This is a genomic window from Saccharopolyspora pogona, assembly GCF_014697215.1.
GTDB classification, from domain to species: domain Bacteria; phylum Actinomycetota; class Actinomycetes; order Mycobacteriales; family Pseudonocardiaceae; genus Saccharopolyspora; species Saccharopolyspora hattusasensis.
In genome coordinates, this window is record NZ_CP031142.1 from 3,590,812 (window position 1) to 3,609,727 (window position 18,916).

Annotated in this window: 1 protein-coding gene and 2 pseudogenes; all 3 read right to left on the reverse strand. The window is 66.2% G+C overall.

Annotation, left to right across the window (positions count from 1 at the left end; translation table 11 throughout):
• Nucleotides 1–4 precede the first annotated feature (4 nt).
• Nucleotides 5–4,023 (reverse strand): annotated as a pseudogene (locus DL519_RS50015) (type I polyketide synthase); the annotation flags it as partial.
• Between the two features lie 90 nt (nt 4,024–4,113).
• Nucleotides 4,114–9,336, reverse strand: a pseudogene (locus DL519_RS50020) (type I polyketide synthase); the annotation flags it as partial.
• Nucleotides 9,337–9,371: 35 nt separating this feature from the next.
• Entirely contained in the window at nt 9,372–18,908 is a 9,537-nt protein-coding gene (locus DL519_RS16220) for a type I polyketide synthase (protein ID WP_397544950.1), read from the reverse strand.
• Between the last annotated feature and the right edge of the window lie 8 nt (nt 18,909–18,916).

Sequence of the window (18,916 nt, forward strand, 5' to 3'; positions counted from 1 at the left end):
GCGCCAACGCATCCAAGTAGGCGTTCGCCGCCGCATAAGCGCCCTGCCCCCAGCACCCCACACACCCGATACCGAGGAGAACAGCACGAAGGCATCCAGCTCGACGTCGGCGAGCAACTCATCGAGATTCGCCGCACCACCCACCTTCGCCGACAGCACCCCAATGAAGTCGGTCAGACACATCGACGCCACGTCGCCGACTTCAACGACCCCCGCCGCATGCATCACCGCGGTCAGCGGGCAATCATCCGGAATGGTCGCCAACACTTCGGCCAAAGCGTCACGATCTGCCACATCGCAGGATCTGATCGACACCCGAGCGCCCAGCGCCTCCAGCTCCGCTCGCAAATCTCCAGCGCCCGGAGCCTCCGCGCCACGACGGCTGGTCAACACCACATGCTCGGCCCCGGCACCCGCCAGCCACCGAGCAACATGCGCCCCCAAACCGCCCGTACCACCCGTCACCAACACGGTGCCCCGAGGACGCCATGCCGACCCCATATCCGGCAAATCAGCGCGTTCCAACCGCCGCACGAACACGCCATCGGGGCGCACCGCGATCTCGTCCTCGCCAAGACCAGCCAACACGACCGACAAGCGTTCTTGAGCGTCCTTATCGAGCAAGTCCGGCACGTCGACCAGGCCGCCCCACCAGTCCGGATTTTCCAGGCCGACGACGCGGCCCAGTCCCCACATCAGCGCCTGCCCCGGATTCACCGGCACATCCCCTACCGCCACCCCACCACACGTCGCCAACCACAATGGCGCCGGCACATCCGCGGTCCGCAGAGCTCGCAGCAGTACCAATGAGTTCAGCGCACCATTCGGCAAGGCAGCGTTCGACGAGGACGGCGATTCATCCAGCGCCAGCAAGGACAGCACGCCGCTTATTCCCCCTGACGCGACAGGCAACGAGCGGAATCGTTGCACCAGGGCTTCCTCGTCGTGCCCGGCGAGCTCGAACAAAACCGCCGCGCAACCCCGTTCCTCGAACATCTCGCGGAAACGCAGAACTTGCTGACTCGTAGACCAACCCTCCGGCACGACGACGAGCCATGTCCCCGACAACGACCGGTCTGGCAGATCTGCCCGCTCATGCCAGGAAATGCGGTACCGCCACTGGTGCACCAGGGATTCGTTGCGGATCCGGCGATGCCAGGAGGAGAGGACCGGAACCACCGATTCCAGGGACGCCTGCACGTCGGGATCGCCGGTTATATTCAGGGCGGCGCTAAGCGCGCTGACATCTTCCTGCTCGACGAGTTCCCAGAAGCCCGACTGGGGCGCGAGATCGGCGGATTGCCCGACCGGTTCGGATGGCGAGTCAAGCCAGTACCGCTGTCGTTGGAAGGCATACGTGGGCAGCTCGACCTGCTTTGCCCCGGTACCGGCGAAAAACGACCGCCAGTCCACCTCAGCACCACGCGCATGGACCTGCGCCAAGGCCGTTATCACCTTTTGCGCCTCGTCGCAATTGCTGCGCATGAGTGGAACCGCGGCCACCCGTCCGCCCTGATCGGATCCGGCCGCACACTCCTGCACCAGCGCCGACAACACCCCGTCCGGACCGACCTCGACGATGCTGCTCACACCGTGAGCCGCGAGAGCAGCAACACCGTCGGCGAAGCGGACGGGTTCTCGCACCTGACGCACCCAATACTCCGGCGTAGCCATCATGCCGACCTCATCGAGCTCACCCGTCAACGTCGACACAGCCGGCAGCCCTGGCGACCGGTAGTCCACGCTCCGTGCGATTTCGGCGAACTCCTCCAGCATCGGATCCATCCGATGCGAATGAAACGCATGCGAAACCCGCAACCACCTCGACCGGACCCCTTGCCCGTCCAGTCGGCCGGCGATGTCATCGAGCGCATCCCGATCACCGGAGAGCACCACCGACTCGGGTGCGTTGACCGCGGCGATCCCCACACGATCAGCCCGGTCGGCCAACAACGGCCGCAGCTCCTTCTCTCCAGCAGCCGCCGCGAGCATGGCACCGCCAGGTGGCAGGGCTTGCATCAACCGGGCACGGCCTGCCACCAACCGAGCCGCATCCGGCAACGCCAACACTCCAGCCGCAAACGCCGCCGCCAGCTCACCGACCGAATGGCCCAGCACCACACCGGGTCGGACACCCCACGAACCCAACAACTCCCAGAGCCCGACTTGCAACGCAAACAGGCCCGACTGCGCCCACAAAGTCTGATCCAGAAGTTGCTTATCCGAACCGGACATCACGTCTCGAACCCGTGCTTTCTGCCCGAGATGCGCATCCAGCTCGCCGCAGGCTTCATCAAACGCGTCGGCGAACACCGGAAACGCCGAGTAGAGCCCGCTTCCCATCCCGGGCCACTGACCACCTTGACCGGAGAACACGAATCCGACCGGCCCAGCGGCACGAGTGCCTGTGATCACCTCAGCGGCGTCATGACTGGCAGCCAGCGCTTTCAACCCCGGCAGCAACGCTTCACGATCCGCACCCAGCACGACAGCCCGGTGGTCCAACGCCGGACGGGTCACCGCAAGTGAATACCCGATATCTCGTGGAGAAACATCAACGCGATTGTTCAAGTAGGACATCAGTGCATCTGCCTGGGCGGATAGCGCTTCGGGTGTTTTGCCCGACACCATCCACGGCACCACCGGAACATCGAGGACAGAACTCGAATCCGGCTCTGTTGCGCGATGCGTCTCTCGCGGAGGTTGTTCAAGGATCAGGTGCGCGTTGGTGCCGCTGATCCCGAACGATGACACGCCGGCCCGACGAAGACGACCGCTGTCGGGCCAGGGCGTGTTCTCCGTGAGGAGTTGGACCGTGCCCGCAGACCAGTCCACCTGCGCGGAGGGCTCGTCCACGTGCAACGTGCGCGGCAGCTCCCCATGCCGCATCGCCATCACCATCTTGATCACACCAGCCACACCCGCTGCCGCCTGGGTATGACCAATATTCGACTTCACCGACCCCAACCACAGCGGCCGACCGGGATCACGATCTCGGCCATACGTAGCGATCAACGCCTGTGCCTCGATCGGATCACCTAGCCGCGTGCCCGTCCCATGCGCCTCCACAGCATCCACGTCGGACAGGGACAGCCCGGCACTCGTGAGTGCCTGGGTGATCACCCTTTGCTGTGACGGGCCATTTGGCGCGGTCAAACCATTCGACGCGCCGTCCTGGTTCACCGCGCTACCACGAACCACCGCCAGGACCTTGTGTCCGTTGCGCCGGGCATCCGACAACCTCTCCAGCAACACCAGGCCCGCGCCTTCTCCCCAACCGGTGCCATCCGCGGCCGCCGCGAACGACTTGCACCGCCCATCCGGAGCCAGTCCCCGTTGACGGGAGAACTCCACGAACGTCGTCGGCGTCGACATCACCGTGACGCCACCGGCAAGGGCGAGTTCGCACTCACCGGCCCGCAGTGCTTGACCCGCCAGGTGCAACGCCACCAACGACGACGAACACGCAGTATCCACCGTCACCGCAGGACCCTCAAAACCAAACGAGTACGCAACCCGACCCGACAGCACGCTCCCCGCATTACCCGTCCCGAGGTGCCCTTCGAAGCCCTCCGGTGCTCTGGTGATGAATCGGGCCCCGTAGTCGTGGTACATCAAGCCCGCGAACACACCGGTCCGGCTGCCGTGCAACGAGAACGGATCGATCCCAGCCCGCTCCAGGGTTTCCCAAGCGACCTCCAGCAGCAACCGCTGCTGCGGATCCATCGCCAACGCCTCACGCGGGCTGACGCCGAACATGTCGGCATCGAACTCCGCCGCGTCCCGCAGAAACCCGCCCTCACATACGTACGAAGTGCCGAGATGATCGGGATCCGGATCGAACAACCCCGCCAGATCCCAGCCGCGATCGTCCGGGAACCCAGCCACCGCATCCACGCCCCCGGCCACCAACCGCCAAAGCTCCTCCGGCGACGACACCCCACCCGGAAAACGACACCCCATCCCGACAATCGCAATAAGATCCTCTTCGACGCTCGCTGCCCTGGTCACCGGCGTCGACATCGACCCGACCTCGCCTGCCAATTCCTGATGCAAGAAACGCGCCAGCGCCCGCGGCGTCGGGTAATCGAACACCGCAGTCGCCGGCAACCGCACCCCCAGCACCCCGGCCAGGCGGTTCCGCAACTCCACTCCAGACAACGAATCAAAACCTAGATCACGGAAAGCACGGTCGCCCCCAACCTCGACCGCACCCGAATAGCCCAGTACCGCCGAGACGTGGTCCCGCACCAAACCCAACAGCGCGTCCTCATCCGCGGCCTGAGAGTTGGTTGCTCTCCTCGCCACACCGCCACGAGCAGGAGCCAACGCGGTCATCAGTGCTGGAATCGCGTGCGACCGTGCGTGCTCGACCAGCAGCGCCCTGTCCAATCGAGCGGGAACGACGCAAGCCCTGTCCTTCGCAATCGCGGCATCGAACAGGCGGAGTCCATCCTCCGTGGAATGTTCTGCTATGCCCGTCCGCGCCAACCGCTCCACCGACGCCGCGTCCAAGCCACTCGTCATACCGCCGGGTTGCGCCCACAGTCCCCATGCCAACGACAACCCGGGTAGTCCACGCGCGCGGCGATAACCTGCCAATGCATCCAGGAACGTGTTCGCCGCCGCGTAGTTGGCCTGCCCCGCGGCACCCGCAATCCCCGAGAAGGACGAGAAAAGAACGAAGAACGACAGATCCAGCTCGCGGGTCAACTCATGCAGATGCCACGCCCCCGCCACCTTCGGGGCGAACACCGTGTCCACATCCGCCGCCGACAAGGACCCGAGCACTCCGTCGGCCAACACCCCAGCGGTATGCACGATCCCCCGCAACGGGCGGTCGACCGGAATGGCGGCCAGCGCCTGCTCCAGATCTGTCCGGTTACCCACATCGCAAGCCACCACGTCAACCACAGCGCCCGAGCGCGCCAGCTCATCCACCAAATCGTGGACTCCAGGCGCGTTCCAGCCACGCCGGCCTGCCAAAACCAAACGCCGGATCCCGTGCTCCGCCACCAGGTGACGGGCAACCACTCCACCCAACGCACCAGTGCCACCGGTGATGAGGACTGTCCCGTCCGTGTCGAGTCGCGGGGAGGAGCCCTCCCCGTGCGCCTTGAGTCGCGCCAACCGAGGCACCAGCGCCACGCCGCGCCGAAGTGCCAGCTGCGGTTCTCCCGCTCGCACGGCGGTCGGCAACGCCTGCCACGACTCTGGTGTGCCGTCCACGTCCACCAGTACGAAGCGACCCGGGTTCTCCGACTGGGCTGAACGCAACAACCCCCACGACGACGCACTCACCAGGTCGGCGACGTCCGTATCCGAGTCGGCCGACACCGCTGCACGCGTGACAACCACGAGCTGGGATTCGGCGAACTGCTCATCGGCAAGCCACGACTGCACGAGAGCCAGCAGATCGGAGGTCGACTCCTGGGCGCGCGACGGCAGGGATTCACTTTCGACCTCTTCGGCCGACATAGCTGCGACCAACACCGGACCCGGGGCGGGAACATCCGAGTCCGCCGCCGAACGGAGCTCATCCAGGGTCGCGAACCGTGCGGTTGCGCGCACCGATTCCGGCCAACTGGCACCGTCACCGACGATGGCAAGGCCGTCGTCGGCGGCTGTTTCCAACAACGCTCTCCGGTGCCACTCCACTTCGAACAGGCAATCACCGATCGCGCCAGACCTCACCTGCTGCCGGGAGATCGGTCGTGTCACCAGCGAATCGACCGAGGCCACGAATCCGCCAACCGGGTCCACTGCGACCAACGACAGCTCGTCATCCGCGGTCAACGAGATGCGTGCCCGCACCACCGCGGTTTCGGTAGCGCGAAGTTCCACCCCACGCCACGAGAACGGCACCCGCGCTTCGCTCTGGACCACGGACGTCTCGGCCGCGGCGGCATGCAGAACCGCGTCCAACAACGCGGGGTGGACGCCGAATCGATCCACCCCCACCTGCATGCCATCCGGCAACGCGACTTCGGCGAACACCTCCCCGCCTCGTCGCCAGGCACCGCGCAGACATCTAAAGGCCGGTCCGTACGCGAAACCGTGCCCTTCGAGGAATTCGTAGACCTCGTCGGCATCGATTTCAGTCGCATTCTCCGGGGGCCAGGCGGGCAGCTCATGATTCTCGGCGGCCACGGGTGGCAGCAGCACCCCCGTCGCGTGCTTCTTCCACTCGGATTCGGTCGCATCTCCAGGGCGGGAGTAGAGCGCCACCGACCGGGCTCCGGATTCCCCGGGCGGTCCCACCAGCACCTGAACCTGGACCGCTCCATGATCCGGCAGGATCAGGGGCGCTTCCAAAGCCAGTTCTTCCACCCGGCCACAACCGAGGCGCTCGCCGACGTGCCACGCCAGCTCGACGATTGCGGTGCCGGGGACGACGATTTCGCCCAGCACCCGGTGATCGGACAACCACGGATGCGAATCCGCTGTCAGCCGACCGGTCAGCACCACACCTTCGCCGTCTGCCAACGCAACGACCGCACCGAGCAACGGATGGTCCGCCTCGGCCAATCCCGCGGCGGTCACGTCACCCGCACCGCCGGTGGATGCCAGCCAGTAGCGCTGCCGCTGGAAAGCGTAGGTGGGCAACTCGACTTGCTTCGCCCCGGTGCCGGCGAAAAACGACTGCCATTCCACCTCACCACCACGGGTGTGGATCTGCGCCAAAGCGGCCAGCACGGTTCGCGCCTCGTCGCGGTCCTTGCGCATCAGCGGGATCCCGGCCACCCGCCCGGATTCCGCCAAACACTCCTCGACCAACGTCGACAACGCCCCGTCCGGACCGAATTCGACAATCGTGTCGGCACCCTGACCGACAAGCGCCTGGACACCCTCGGCGAAACGGACGGGCTCACGCACCTGACGCACCCAGTACTCGGGAGTGCCCATCACTCGACCACCGTCCAGCTCACCGGTCAGGGTCGAGATGATCGGCAGTTCGGGTGCTTGATACTCACGGCTTCGGGCGATCTGGGCGAACTCTTCCAGCATCGGCTCCATGTGGGGCGAATGGAAAGCGTGCGACACCCGCAACCATCGCGTCCGACACCCCTGATCGTGCAACCGATCGGCGATCTCGGTGAGCAGCTCGCGGTCGCCAGAGAGCACAACCGATCCCGGACCGTTGATCGCCGCGATCTCGACCCGGCCCCGCACCCGATCCAGCAACGGTTCGACCTGGGCCTCACTCGCGGCCACCGCCAACATGGCACCACCAGAAGGCAATGCCTGCATCAACCGGGCACGACCCGCCACCAACCGCGCCGCCTCCGGCAACGACAACACACCCGCCGCGTGCACCGCAGCCAGCTCACCCACCGAATGCCCCAACACCACATCAGGCCGAACACCCCACGAACCCAGCAGCCGCAACAAACCAACCTGCAACGCGAACAACCCCGACTGCGCCCACACCGTCCGATCCACCAGCCGCGCATCCGAACCGAACACCACATCCCGAACCCCCAGTTCCTGGCCCAGGTGTGTATCCAACTCAGCGCAAGCCTCGTCAAACGCATCGGCGAAACCCGGAAACACCGAGTAGAGCCCCCGGCCCATCCCCGGCCACTGCCCACCCTGGCCGGCGAACACAAACCCGACGCGGCCCCCATTCCCCACAGATCCCGACACCACTTCGGGCACGTCGCAACCGTCGGCGAACGCCCTCAACCCGGTCAGGAGCGTGTCACGGTCCGAGCCCAACATCACTGCGCGTTCATCCAGCGCCGCACGCGTCATGCCTAGCGAATACGCCACATCCACCGGCGACAGCTCCGGCCGGTCCTCGATATGCGAAAGCACCCGTTCGGCCTGGGCCCGCGCGGCCTCCGGTGTCTTACCCGACACCATCCACGGCACCACGGGGATGGCTGCCTCCGGTTCCCGCTCGCCTTCGACCGGCCCGGTCGGTTCGCCCTGCTCGACTGGAGATTGTTCGAGAATGACATGTGCATTGGTGCCGCTGATCCCGAACGACGACACTCCCACCCGACAAGGACGACCACTGTCCGGCCAGGGCGTGTTCTCCGTGAGAAGCCGGACCGAACCCGCCGACCAGTCCACCGCCGACGTGGGATCATCCACATGCAACGTGGCGGGAAGCTGCCCGTGCCGCATCGCCAAGACCATCTTGATGACGCCGGCAACGCCAGCGGCCGCCTGCGTGTGACCGATGTTGGACTTGACCGACCCCAACCACAACGGCCGATCCTTCTCCCGGCCCTGCCCGTACGTGGCGATCAGGGCCTGTGCCTCGATCGGATCACCAAGCCGCGTGCCCGTCCCATGCGCCTCGACCGCATCCACATCGGACACCGACAACCCTGCATTTGACAACGCCTGGGTGATCACCCGCTGCTGCGACGGACCATTCGGCGCCGTCAAACCATTCGACGCGCCGTCCTGGTTCACCGCGCTACCACGGACCACCGCCAGAACCTTGTGCCCATTGCGCCGGGCATCCGACAAGCGCTCCAACAACACTAGACCGGCACCCTCACCCCACCCGGTGCCATCCGCAGCAGCCGCAAACGACTTACACCGCCCATCCGGCGCCAAACCACGCTGACGGGAGAACTCCACGAACGTCGCCGGCGTGGCCATCACCGTCACACCGCCGGCCAACGCTAGATCACATTCGCCGGAACGCAACGACTGACACGCCAAATGCAGTGCCACCAACGACGACGAACACGCCGTATCCACCGTCACCGCAGGACCCTCAAAACCAAACGAATACGCAACCCGTCCCGACGCCACACTCACCATCCGCCCGGTGAGTCCAAAACCGCCAGAGTTCCGGCTCATCTCCGGCAAGGGCGGCCCGTACTCCTGGGGCGTGACACCGCCGAAGACACCGGTCTTGCTGCCGCGCAGCGATGTCGGGTCTATTCCCGCCCGTTCGAGGGCCTCCCAGGTCAGCTCCAGCAACAGCCGTTGCTGCGGGTCCATCGCCAACGCCTCACGCGGCGAGATCCCGAACATGGCGGGGTCGAAATCGCCCGCATCTGCGAGGAAACCGCCGGCCCGCGTGTACGAGGTTCCCTGGTGGTCCGGGTCAGGATCGTACAACCGGTCGAGATCCCAGCCCCGGTCGGCGGGGAACTCCGAGATGGCGTCAGTGCCAGTGCGCACGAGTTGCCAAAGCGCTTCGGGAGAGTCGACGCCGCCGGGCAGCCGGCAGCTCGCGGAGACGATCGCGATCGGCTCCTGACTCCGGCTCTCGGCTGCGAGCAGGCGCTGCCGGGTCTGATGCAGGTCGGCAGTTACCTTCTTCAGATAGCCGAAGAGCTTTTCTTCATTGGCCATTGTGATTTCCACCCGGTTTCGGCGACTGGACGTTCCGCAGGAACTGCTCAGGACAGGTCGAGCTCGTTGTCGATGAACTCGAAGATCTCGTCGTGCGTTGCCGAATCGAGTGTGTTCAGGACATCGGCACCGGTCGGTGCCTCAGATGCGCTGTTCCACTTCGCGTGGAGGGCTCGCAGTCGTGTCGCGATTCGGTCCCGTGCCCGCGCTTCCTCGGTGAACATCGAGAGCTGCTGCTCGATTCGATCGAGCTCGGCAAGGGCCGAGTCCACAGTTGTCTCTGTTGGGAAAAGCCCGGCGCAGAGGTGACGCGACAGCGACTCGGCATTGGGGTAGTCGAAGATCGTGCTGGCGGGCAGCTGGATCCCGGTGGCGGTGTTCAGCCGGTTGCGCAGCTCCACCGCCATCAAGGAGTCGAATCCGAGTTCCTGGAACGGCCGCGACGGCGCCAGGGCCGTGGCATCGTCGCGTCCCAGCACAGCTGCCGTTTCCGCCCGCACCAGATCCAATACCGCATCGTCACGTTCCTTCCGTGACAACCCGGCCAGGCGATGCTTGAGCTCAACGGGTTTGCCTGTTCCCGCTTTTTCGCTGGTGGTTTCCAATGCGGCTCGGGCCTCGTCGATGGTGTCCAGCAGCGGGCGCCGACGTGCCGAGGTGAAGGCTGGGGCGAACCGTGCCCAGTCGACATCGGCCACGACGAGGGAGGTCTCATCGCGGTCCAGTGCGCCCTGAAGTGCCAGCAGAGCCGCTCTCGGTTCCATCGACACCAGGCCCATGCGATGCAGCTGTGCGCCGGTTTCGCCCGCGGCCATGCCGTCACCCGCCCACGGCCCCCACGCAACCGCGGTCCCGGCCAACCCACTCGCCCGACGCTGCTCGGCCAACGCATCCAAGTAGGCGTTCGCAGCCGCATACGCACCTTGTCCCCCGGCACCCCACACACCCGACACCGAGGAGAACAACACAAACGCATCCAACTCCGAGTCGGCCAGCAACTCGTCCAGATTCGCCGCACCCCGCACCTTCGCCGACAACACCTCTGCAAAGTCCGCCAAGGCCATCTCCACCACGCCGCCCGCCTCGCCGACCCCAGCGGCGTGCACCACCGCAGTCAGCGGACACTCCCCGCCGATCCCTGCCAACACTCCAGCCACGGCGTCACGATCAGCCACATCGCAGGGCACAATCGACACCCGAGCACCCAGCGCCTCCAGCTCCGCTCGCAATTCCCCAGCGCCCGGAGCCTCCGCGCCACGACGGCTGGTCAACACCACATGCTCAGCCCCGGCACCCGCCAACCACCGAGCAACATGCGCCCCCAAACCGCCCGTACCACCCGTCACCAACACCGTCCCCCGAGGACGCCACACCGACCCGGCACCCGACGCACCGGCGCGTTCCAACCGCCGCACGAACACACCACCACGACGAATGGCAACTTGATCCTCGCCACCATCCGCCAACACACCCACCAACCGCGCACCCAATCGGTCGTCCCAATCCGATGGCAGGTCGATCAAGCCACCCCAGAACTCCGGATGCTCCAGGCCCGCAACACGCAGCAGCCCCCAAATCAAGGCCTGCTCAGGAGACACACTTACGTCTTCCAACGAGACGCCGCCGCGCGTCACCGCCCACAAAGGCGCCTCGAGCTCGGCGTTGCGCAAGGCCCGCACCAGCTGCACAGTCAACGCGAAACCCCTTGTCAAGCAGGAGAATTCTCCAACAGCCGAGTCATCGAGCCCCAACAGCGACAGCACGCCACCGAGTCGACCGACATCCGTCAGCGCATTGGCCAGCCGCTGTGCGAGGTCCTCGCGGTGCAGGTCCTCTTCGGACAGGTCGATCCGGACGACCTCGGCGCCACCTTCGACCAGTGAACTCGTCAAAGCCGTGGCCAAGCCGTCATCCGCATCGCCGGGCACGACCAACAGCCAGGTACCGGAAATCTTCGGGGCCGGTGCTTCCCGAGAGGAATGCCAATTGATTCGGTACCGGCAGGAATCGACGAGCGAACGGTTGCGGAGTCCGCTTCGCCAGGATGACAGCGCCGGCAGTACATCGCTCAAAGATGCGCATGTGTCGTCGTCCGCCCCAAGCTCCAGTGCGGAGACCAATGCTTCCAGATCGCCTTGTTCAACCGCGGTCCAGAACTGTTCAGCCACCTCGCCGATGTCTGCGCGGTCGCGTGCTGTCCGCGCACTGGATTCGATCCAGTAGTGCCGTCGTTGGAAGGCATACGTGGGCAACTCGACCTGCCTGGCCCCGGTGCCGGAGAAAAACGCCTGCCAGTCCAACTCACCGCCACGGGTGTGAAGATGCGCCAGGGCTGTCATCACCGAACGGGTCTCGTCCCGCTCCCTGCGCATCAGGGGAACAGGCGAAATCCGCCCGACCCGATCAAACCCGGTGGCACACTCCTGAACCAGTGCGGACAGCGCTCCGTCCGGGCCGAGCTCAACAACCGTGTCTACGCCCTGCGCTGCCAGGGCCCGGACACCGTCGGCGAAACGGACGGGTTCACGCACCTGACGCACCCAATACCCTGGCGTGCTCATTTCCCCAGCTCTGTCGAGCTCACCCGTCAACGTCGACACAAGCGGTGTCGTTGGCCTACCGAACTCCGCAGACTCCGCGATCTGGGCGAACTCGCCCAACATCGGGTCCATCCGGTGCGAATGAAAAGCATGGGAGACCCGCAACCGTCTCGTCCGGACTCCGAGCTCGTTCAGCCGGCCGGCGATGTCGGCCAGCACATCCCGATCACCCGACAACACCACCGAACCGGGGGCATTGAGCGCGGCGACGTTCACGGATGCCTCCCGACCAGCCAGCAATGGCCGAATCAGGTCTTCACCAGCGGCCACCGCGAGCATCGCGCCGTCAGAGGGCAGGGCTTGCATCAACCGGGCGCGTGCGGCCACCAACCGAGCCGCATCCCGCAACGACAACACTCCAGCCGCAAACGCGGCGGCCAACTCCCCGACCGAATGCCCCATCACCACATCCGGCCGGACGCCCCACGAACCCAGCAGCCCCAAGAGGCCGACTTGCAGCGCGAACAGTCCCGACTGCGCCCACAACGTCTGATCCAGCAGCTGCGCATCGGAACCGAAGACCACATCTCGGACCCGGAGGTCTTCACTCAGATGTGCGTCCAACTCGGCGCAAGCCTCATCAAACGCAGCAGCGAACACCGGAAACTTCGAGTAGAGCTCCCGGCCCATCCCCAACCACTGACCGCCCTGCCCCGAGAACACGAACCCGAACCGAGCAGAAGCACGAGTTCCGGTGATCACCCCGGAAGCCTCATGACCGGCGGCCAACGCCACCAATCCAGCTACCAGCTCATTCCGGTCCGCACCCAGCACGACAGCGCGTTCATCCAGCGCGGCTCGGCCAGAAGCAAGCGAGTAGGCCACATCCAGCGGACGCTGCTCCGGCCGGGACTCAACCTGGGACAAGACTCGTTCAGCCTGTCCCCGCAGGGAATCCGATGTCTGTCCCGACACCAACCAGGGAACAACCGGAATATCCACGGTAGATCCGGATCCTGATTTGTCCGTGGCCGCGGGACTATCTGGCGCATTCGTAGATTGTTCGAGGATCACGTGTGCATTGGTGCCGCTGATCCCGAACGAAGACACCCCCACCCGACGAACGCGATCAGACTCCGGCCAAGGTACCTGTTCGGTAAGGAGCCGGACCGCCCCCGCCGACCAGTCGACCTGCGACGTGGGCGCACCCACGTGCAGCGTGGCGGGCAGCTCGTCGTTCCGCATGGACATCACCATCTTGATCACACCGGCAACACCCGCCGCCGCCTGCGTGTGACCGATGTTCGACTTGACCGACCCCAACCACAACGGCCGATCCCGCTCCCGGCCCTGCCCATACGTTGCGATCAAGGCCTGCGCCTCGATCGGATCACCCAGCCTGGTCCCGGTTCCATGGGCCTCCACGGCGTCCACATCAGACGCCGAAAGCCCCGCATTCGCGAGTGCCTGTTTGATCACCCGCTGCTGCGACGGACCATTCGGCGCCGCCAGTCCGTTCGATGCGCCGTCCTGATTCACCGCAGACCCACGAACCACCGCCAACACCCGATGCCCATTCCGGTGGGCGTCCGACAACCGCTCCAGCAACAACAGGCCCGCGCCTTCGCCCCAGCCGGTGCCGTCCGCGCTCTCCGCGAACGACTTGCACCGGCCATCCGGCGCCAAACCACGCTGACGGGAGAACTCCACGAACATCTCCGGCGTCGACATTACGGTCACACCACCGGCCAACGCCAGATCACACTCACCCGAACGCAACGACTGGCACGCCAAGTGCAACGCCACCAACGACGACGAACAAGCCGTGTCCACCGTCACCGCAGGACCCTCGAAACCAAACGAGTACGCGACCCGACCCGACAGCACACTGGCGGAGGTACCCGTCAGGAGGTAGCCCTCCGCCTCCTCGGGAAACTGCCGCACATCCGTCGCGTACCCGCGGCTTCCAGCACCGATGTACGTGCCGACCCCACTGCCCTTCAAGGACAACGGATCGATTCCGGCCCGTTCGAGGGCTTCCCAGGCGATTTCGAGCACCAACCGCTGCTGCGGATCCATCGCCAACGCCTCGCGTGGGCTGATGCCGAACAAGCCGGCATCGAACTCACCGGCGTCGTAAAGGAATCCCGCCATCCGCGCATACGTGGTTCCAGGTTTGGAAGCGTCCGGATCGTAGAGGCTTTCCGCATCCCAACCCCGGTCGGAGGGGAACTCGCCGATCACCTCCGCGCCGGAGGCGACCAGCCGCCACAGGTCTTCCGGCGAGTGCGCGCCGCCAGGGAACCGGCAGCTCATCGCGACGATCGCGACCGGTTCGTCAGTCGACGGCGCGATGGCAGTGGTCACCGCGGCCGACGCGACATCGCCCACCAGCTCCTCGAGCAGGTGAGCGGCCAATGCGGCCGGATTCGGGTAGTCGAAGACAGTTGTGGTCGGCAGGCGCAACCCGGTGGCGGTGGTCAAACGATTGCGCAGGTCCACCGCCATGAGGGAGTCGAACCCGAGCGCGCGGAACGCCCGTTCAGGCTGGACTTCCTCGCGACTGCCGTGCCCGAGCACGGCTGCCACCTGGGCGCTGACCAGATCTACCAGTTCGTGGCGTCGTTGGGCTTCCGGCAGCTCCGCGAGATTGCGGGCGAACGGCGAGCCGCCTGGTTCTGCCGGCCCGTTCGCGGACATCGCCTTTCTCACCGCGGGCAGTTCGTCCAGCAACCGGGTGGCGCGGGTCGCGGCGAACGTGGGCACGAATCGGTCCCAGTCCACATCAGCGATCGACACGCACGTCTCATCCTGGTCGAGTACTTCCTGCAGAGCCAGGATGGCCGACGCCGCCGGCATCGGACGTATTCCCCGTCGCCGCAGGAGTTCGCCCGCTGCGCCGTCGGCCATGCCGCCGCCCCAGCTGCCCCAGGAGATCGCGGTTGCCGGCAGACCGCGTGCTCGGCGTTGTTCGGCGAGTGTGTCCAAGAATGCGTTCGCCGCGCCATAGGCGCCCTGACCGCCACCGCCCCAGACCCCGGCACCCGAGGAGAACAGGACGAAGGCATCGAGATCGGTGCTGTCGCACAGCTCGTCCAACACCTGAGCGCCGTGAACCTTGGCCGTGCATATTTCGGCCAGGTCGTTCTGTTCGGTTTCCGCCAGCGGCAGCAGCCGGCCGACTCCGGCCGCGTGGAACACCGCGGTGACGCCGAACTCGGCCAGCAGTGCGGACATCTCGGCACGATCGGTCACGTCACAAGCCACGATGGACACTTGCGCTCCAAGGGCCCGGAGTTCGGCTTCCAGCTCTGCGGCGCCCGGCGCTTCTTTGCCCCGTCGACTGGTGAGCACGATTCGCTCGGCTCCGCTTTCGGCCAACCACCTCGCCACCTGCGCGCCCACCGCGCCGAGCCCGCCCGTGATCAGCGCGCTACCTCGGGGTCGCCACTTACGTCCAGCGGGCTGATTCGCCGGGGCCGGTACCAGGCGCCGGGCCAGCACGCCCGACTGGCGAATCGCCAGTTGGTCCTCCGCCAAGCCGTTGATGAGCGCTTCGCCCAACCTTGTGAGGACGTCGCCGTCCAGCGATTCCGGGAGGTCGATCAGCCCACCCCAGCGCTCGGGGTGTTCGAGTGCGGCTACTCGCCCCAGACCCCATGCTTGAGCCTGCATCGGGCGCAGCAGCCGATCTGCGGGGTCTGCCTTGACCGCACCACGCGTGATCGTCCACAGAGGAACTCTGAGGTCGCCTTCACCGAGCGCCTTGACCAGGTTCAACAGCAAGGCAATCCCGCTGGGGACGGCCTTGCGTTCGGGGTGTGTTCGCTCGTCCAACGCAGTGAGCGACAGGATTCCCTTCACCGGGTCACCGCCAACTGCGGCGCGGAGGCCGGTCGCGAGTTCCCCACTTGTCGCCGTCGGTGGCACGTCGAGGCGCAGGGTGCTGATCCCTCGCGTGTTCAACGCATCCGTCAACCGTTCGACCAGCGCTTCTTCAATGCCGCCCGCGGGAACGACCAGGAGCCAGGTTTCCCGTGTTCTCCGGATCGGCTGCGGGGCCACCGGTACCCAGTCGACTCGGTACCGCCAACCGTCCACCAAGACCTTTTCTCGTTCCTGACGGTGCCAGACGGACAGGGCCGGAAGTGTTGCGCTCAGCGGTGCGTCGGCGTCGAGATCGAGGGCGTCGGCCACGCCTTTCAGGTCTTGGCGCTCCACGGCTTGCCAGAACCAGTCCGCCGCCGGGTCCGAAAACGCACGAGCCTCCTCGGAGGCAGCTCCCCTGTCCAGCCAGTACCGCCGGCGCTGGAACGGGTAGGTCGGCAGGTCCAGCCGTCGACCCACGCCCCCGAACGCCACGGCCCAGTCCACGGTGGCGCCGCGCACGTACGCCTCGGCCAGCGACTGTAACAACCTCCGGCGGCCGCCCGAGTCACGTCGCAAGGTACCTACCGCGGCCACGGCGGACTCCGACTCGGCACTGGTTTCCTCGACCGCCATGGTCAGCACCGGATGCGCACTCATTTCGATGAACAGGCCGAATCCCCGCTCAACCAGGCCCTGCACGGCGTGTTCGAATCGGACCGGCTGCCGGAGGTTCCGGTACCAGTACTCGCCGTCCAGCCCGGCCGGATCCAACCAGTCGCCGATCACCGTCGACCACCACGGCACCTGGCCGTCCCGGTGCCGCACGCCGGCCGCAGCCGCCAGCACCGGGCTCCGAACCACCTCCACGTGTGCCGAATGCGAGGCGTAGTCGACGGGGATACGGCGTGCACGCATGTCCCTTTCAGCGCACTCTGCCAGCAGTTCTTCCACCGCTTCCAGATCGCCGGACACCACGACCGATCGCGGGCCGTTGATCGCCGCAATTTCCAGACGACCGCCCAATCCCGCGAACAACGCCGCGGCCTCATCCGCAGAGCAAGCCAGCGACGCCATGCCACCTCGCCCCGATAGTGCCTTCAACGCTCTGCTGCGCAAGGCGACAAGCCTGGCCGCATCCTCCAGTGGCAGCACCCCGGCTGCGCAGGCCGCGGCGATCTCGCCTTGACTGTGGCCGACGACGGCCGCCGGCCGCACCCCGTAGGAACGCCACACCTCGGCGAGCGACACCATCACCGCGAAGGACACCGGTTGCAGGACGTCCACCCGGTCGAGCGGTGGGGCGTTCTCCGCTCCGCGCAGCACGTCGACCAACGACCAGTCCACGTACTTCCGCAGCGCGGTGGCGCACTCGTCCATGTGCCGCGCGAACGTCGGCGAAGCGTCCAGCAAGTCGACTGCCATACCGGCCCATTGCCAACCCTGACCGGGAAAGACGAAGACGACCTCGCCGCCCAGGACGCTCCCCTGAACGACATCGACTGCCGGTTCGCCGCTAGCGACAACGCCAAGTCCGGAACGCAATGTAGCGCTATCACCACCAAGCACCACCGCTCGGTGCTCCCAGGCCGTGCGCGTGGTGGCCAGTGAGAAACCGACGTCGACGGGGTCGGGATCGGTCTGCTCGCACAGCTCGCTCAGCCGTTCGGCCTGGGCTCGCAGCGCCGTCGACGACCGCCCGGACAACGCCCAAGGCACGATCCCAGGTGCTGGGGACACCGCTGCGTTCTCGTTCTCGGTCAAGGCGAGCGGGTCGTGTTCGAGGATGACGTGTGCGTTGGTACCGCTTACCCCGAACGACGACACGCCAACTCGGCGCGTACCCGTCCCTGGCCACCGGATGTTCTCGGTGAGGAGCCGGACCGCACCAGCCGACCAGTCCACGTGCGAATTCGGCTCGTCCACGTGCAACGTGCGCGGCAGCTCCCCGCGCCGCATCGCCATGACCATCTTGATCACACCAGCAACGCCCGCGGCCGCCTGCGTATGACCGATGTTGGACTTGACCGACCCCAACCACAGCGGCCGATCCCGGTCCCGATCCTGTCCATAGGTGGCGATCAGAGCCTGCGCCTCGATCGGATCACCAAGCCGCGTACCCGTCCCATGCGCCTCCACAACGTCCACATCGGACACCGACAGCCCCGCACTCGTGAGCGCCTGCTGAATGACCCGCTCCTGGGCCAGCCCGTTGGGGGCCGTCAATCCGTTCGACGCACCGTCCTGATTCACCGCGCTACCACGAACAACCGCCAGTACCCGATGCCCGTTGCGCCTGGCGTCCGACAGCCGCTCCAGCAACACCAAGCCGGCACCCTCACCCCAACCGGTTCCATCCGCAGCAGCCGCGAACGACTTGCACCGCCCATCCGGTGCGAGACCACGCTGACGGGAGAACTCCACGAACGTCGCCGGCGTGGCCATCACCGTCACTCCACCGGCCAGCGCCAAATCACACTCGCCCTGCCGCAACGACTGACACGCCAAATGCAGGGCCACCAACGACGACGAGCACGCCGTGTCCACCGTCACCGCTGGGCCCTCGAACCCGAACGAATACGCAACCCGACCAGAGGCGACGCTCCCCGCATTGCCGGTTCCGAGATAGCCTTCGACACCTTCCGGGTGGGCGCCGGTGTCATAGCCCTCGTACATCAATCCCGCGAACACCCCGGTGCGGCTCCCCCGCAAGGACCTCGGGTCCATCCCAGCGGATTCGACGGTCTCCCAGGAGATTTCCAACAGCAGCCGCTGCTGCGGGTCCATGGCGAGCGCCTCACGGGGGCTGATGTCGAAGAACCCCGCGTCGAACTCGCCGGCCTCGTGGAGGAAGCCGCCGTGCCGGGTGTAGCAGGTTCCGGGCTGATCCGGGTCGGGATCGTAGAGCTCGTCGAGGTGCCAACCACGGTCAGCGGGAAATTCACCGATGGCGTCGCCACCGGAGGCGACCAGTTTCCACAGACCTTCCGGGTCGTGCACCCCACCCGGGTACCGACAGCCCATCGCCACGATCGCGATGGGTTCCTGCTCCCCCGACTCCGCCTCGTCAAGCCGCTCGCGCGCCTGGTGCAGATCCACGAGCGCACGCCGCAAGTACTCCCGGAGCTTCTCTTCGTTCGACATGGGGCGTTTCCCTCCAGGAAGCTGCGAAGGCACCGGCTGAG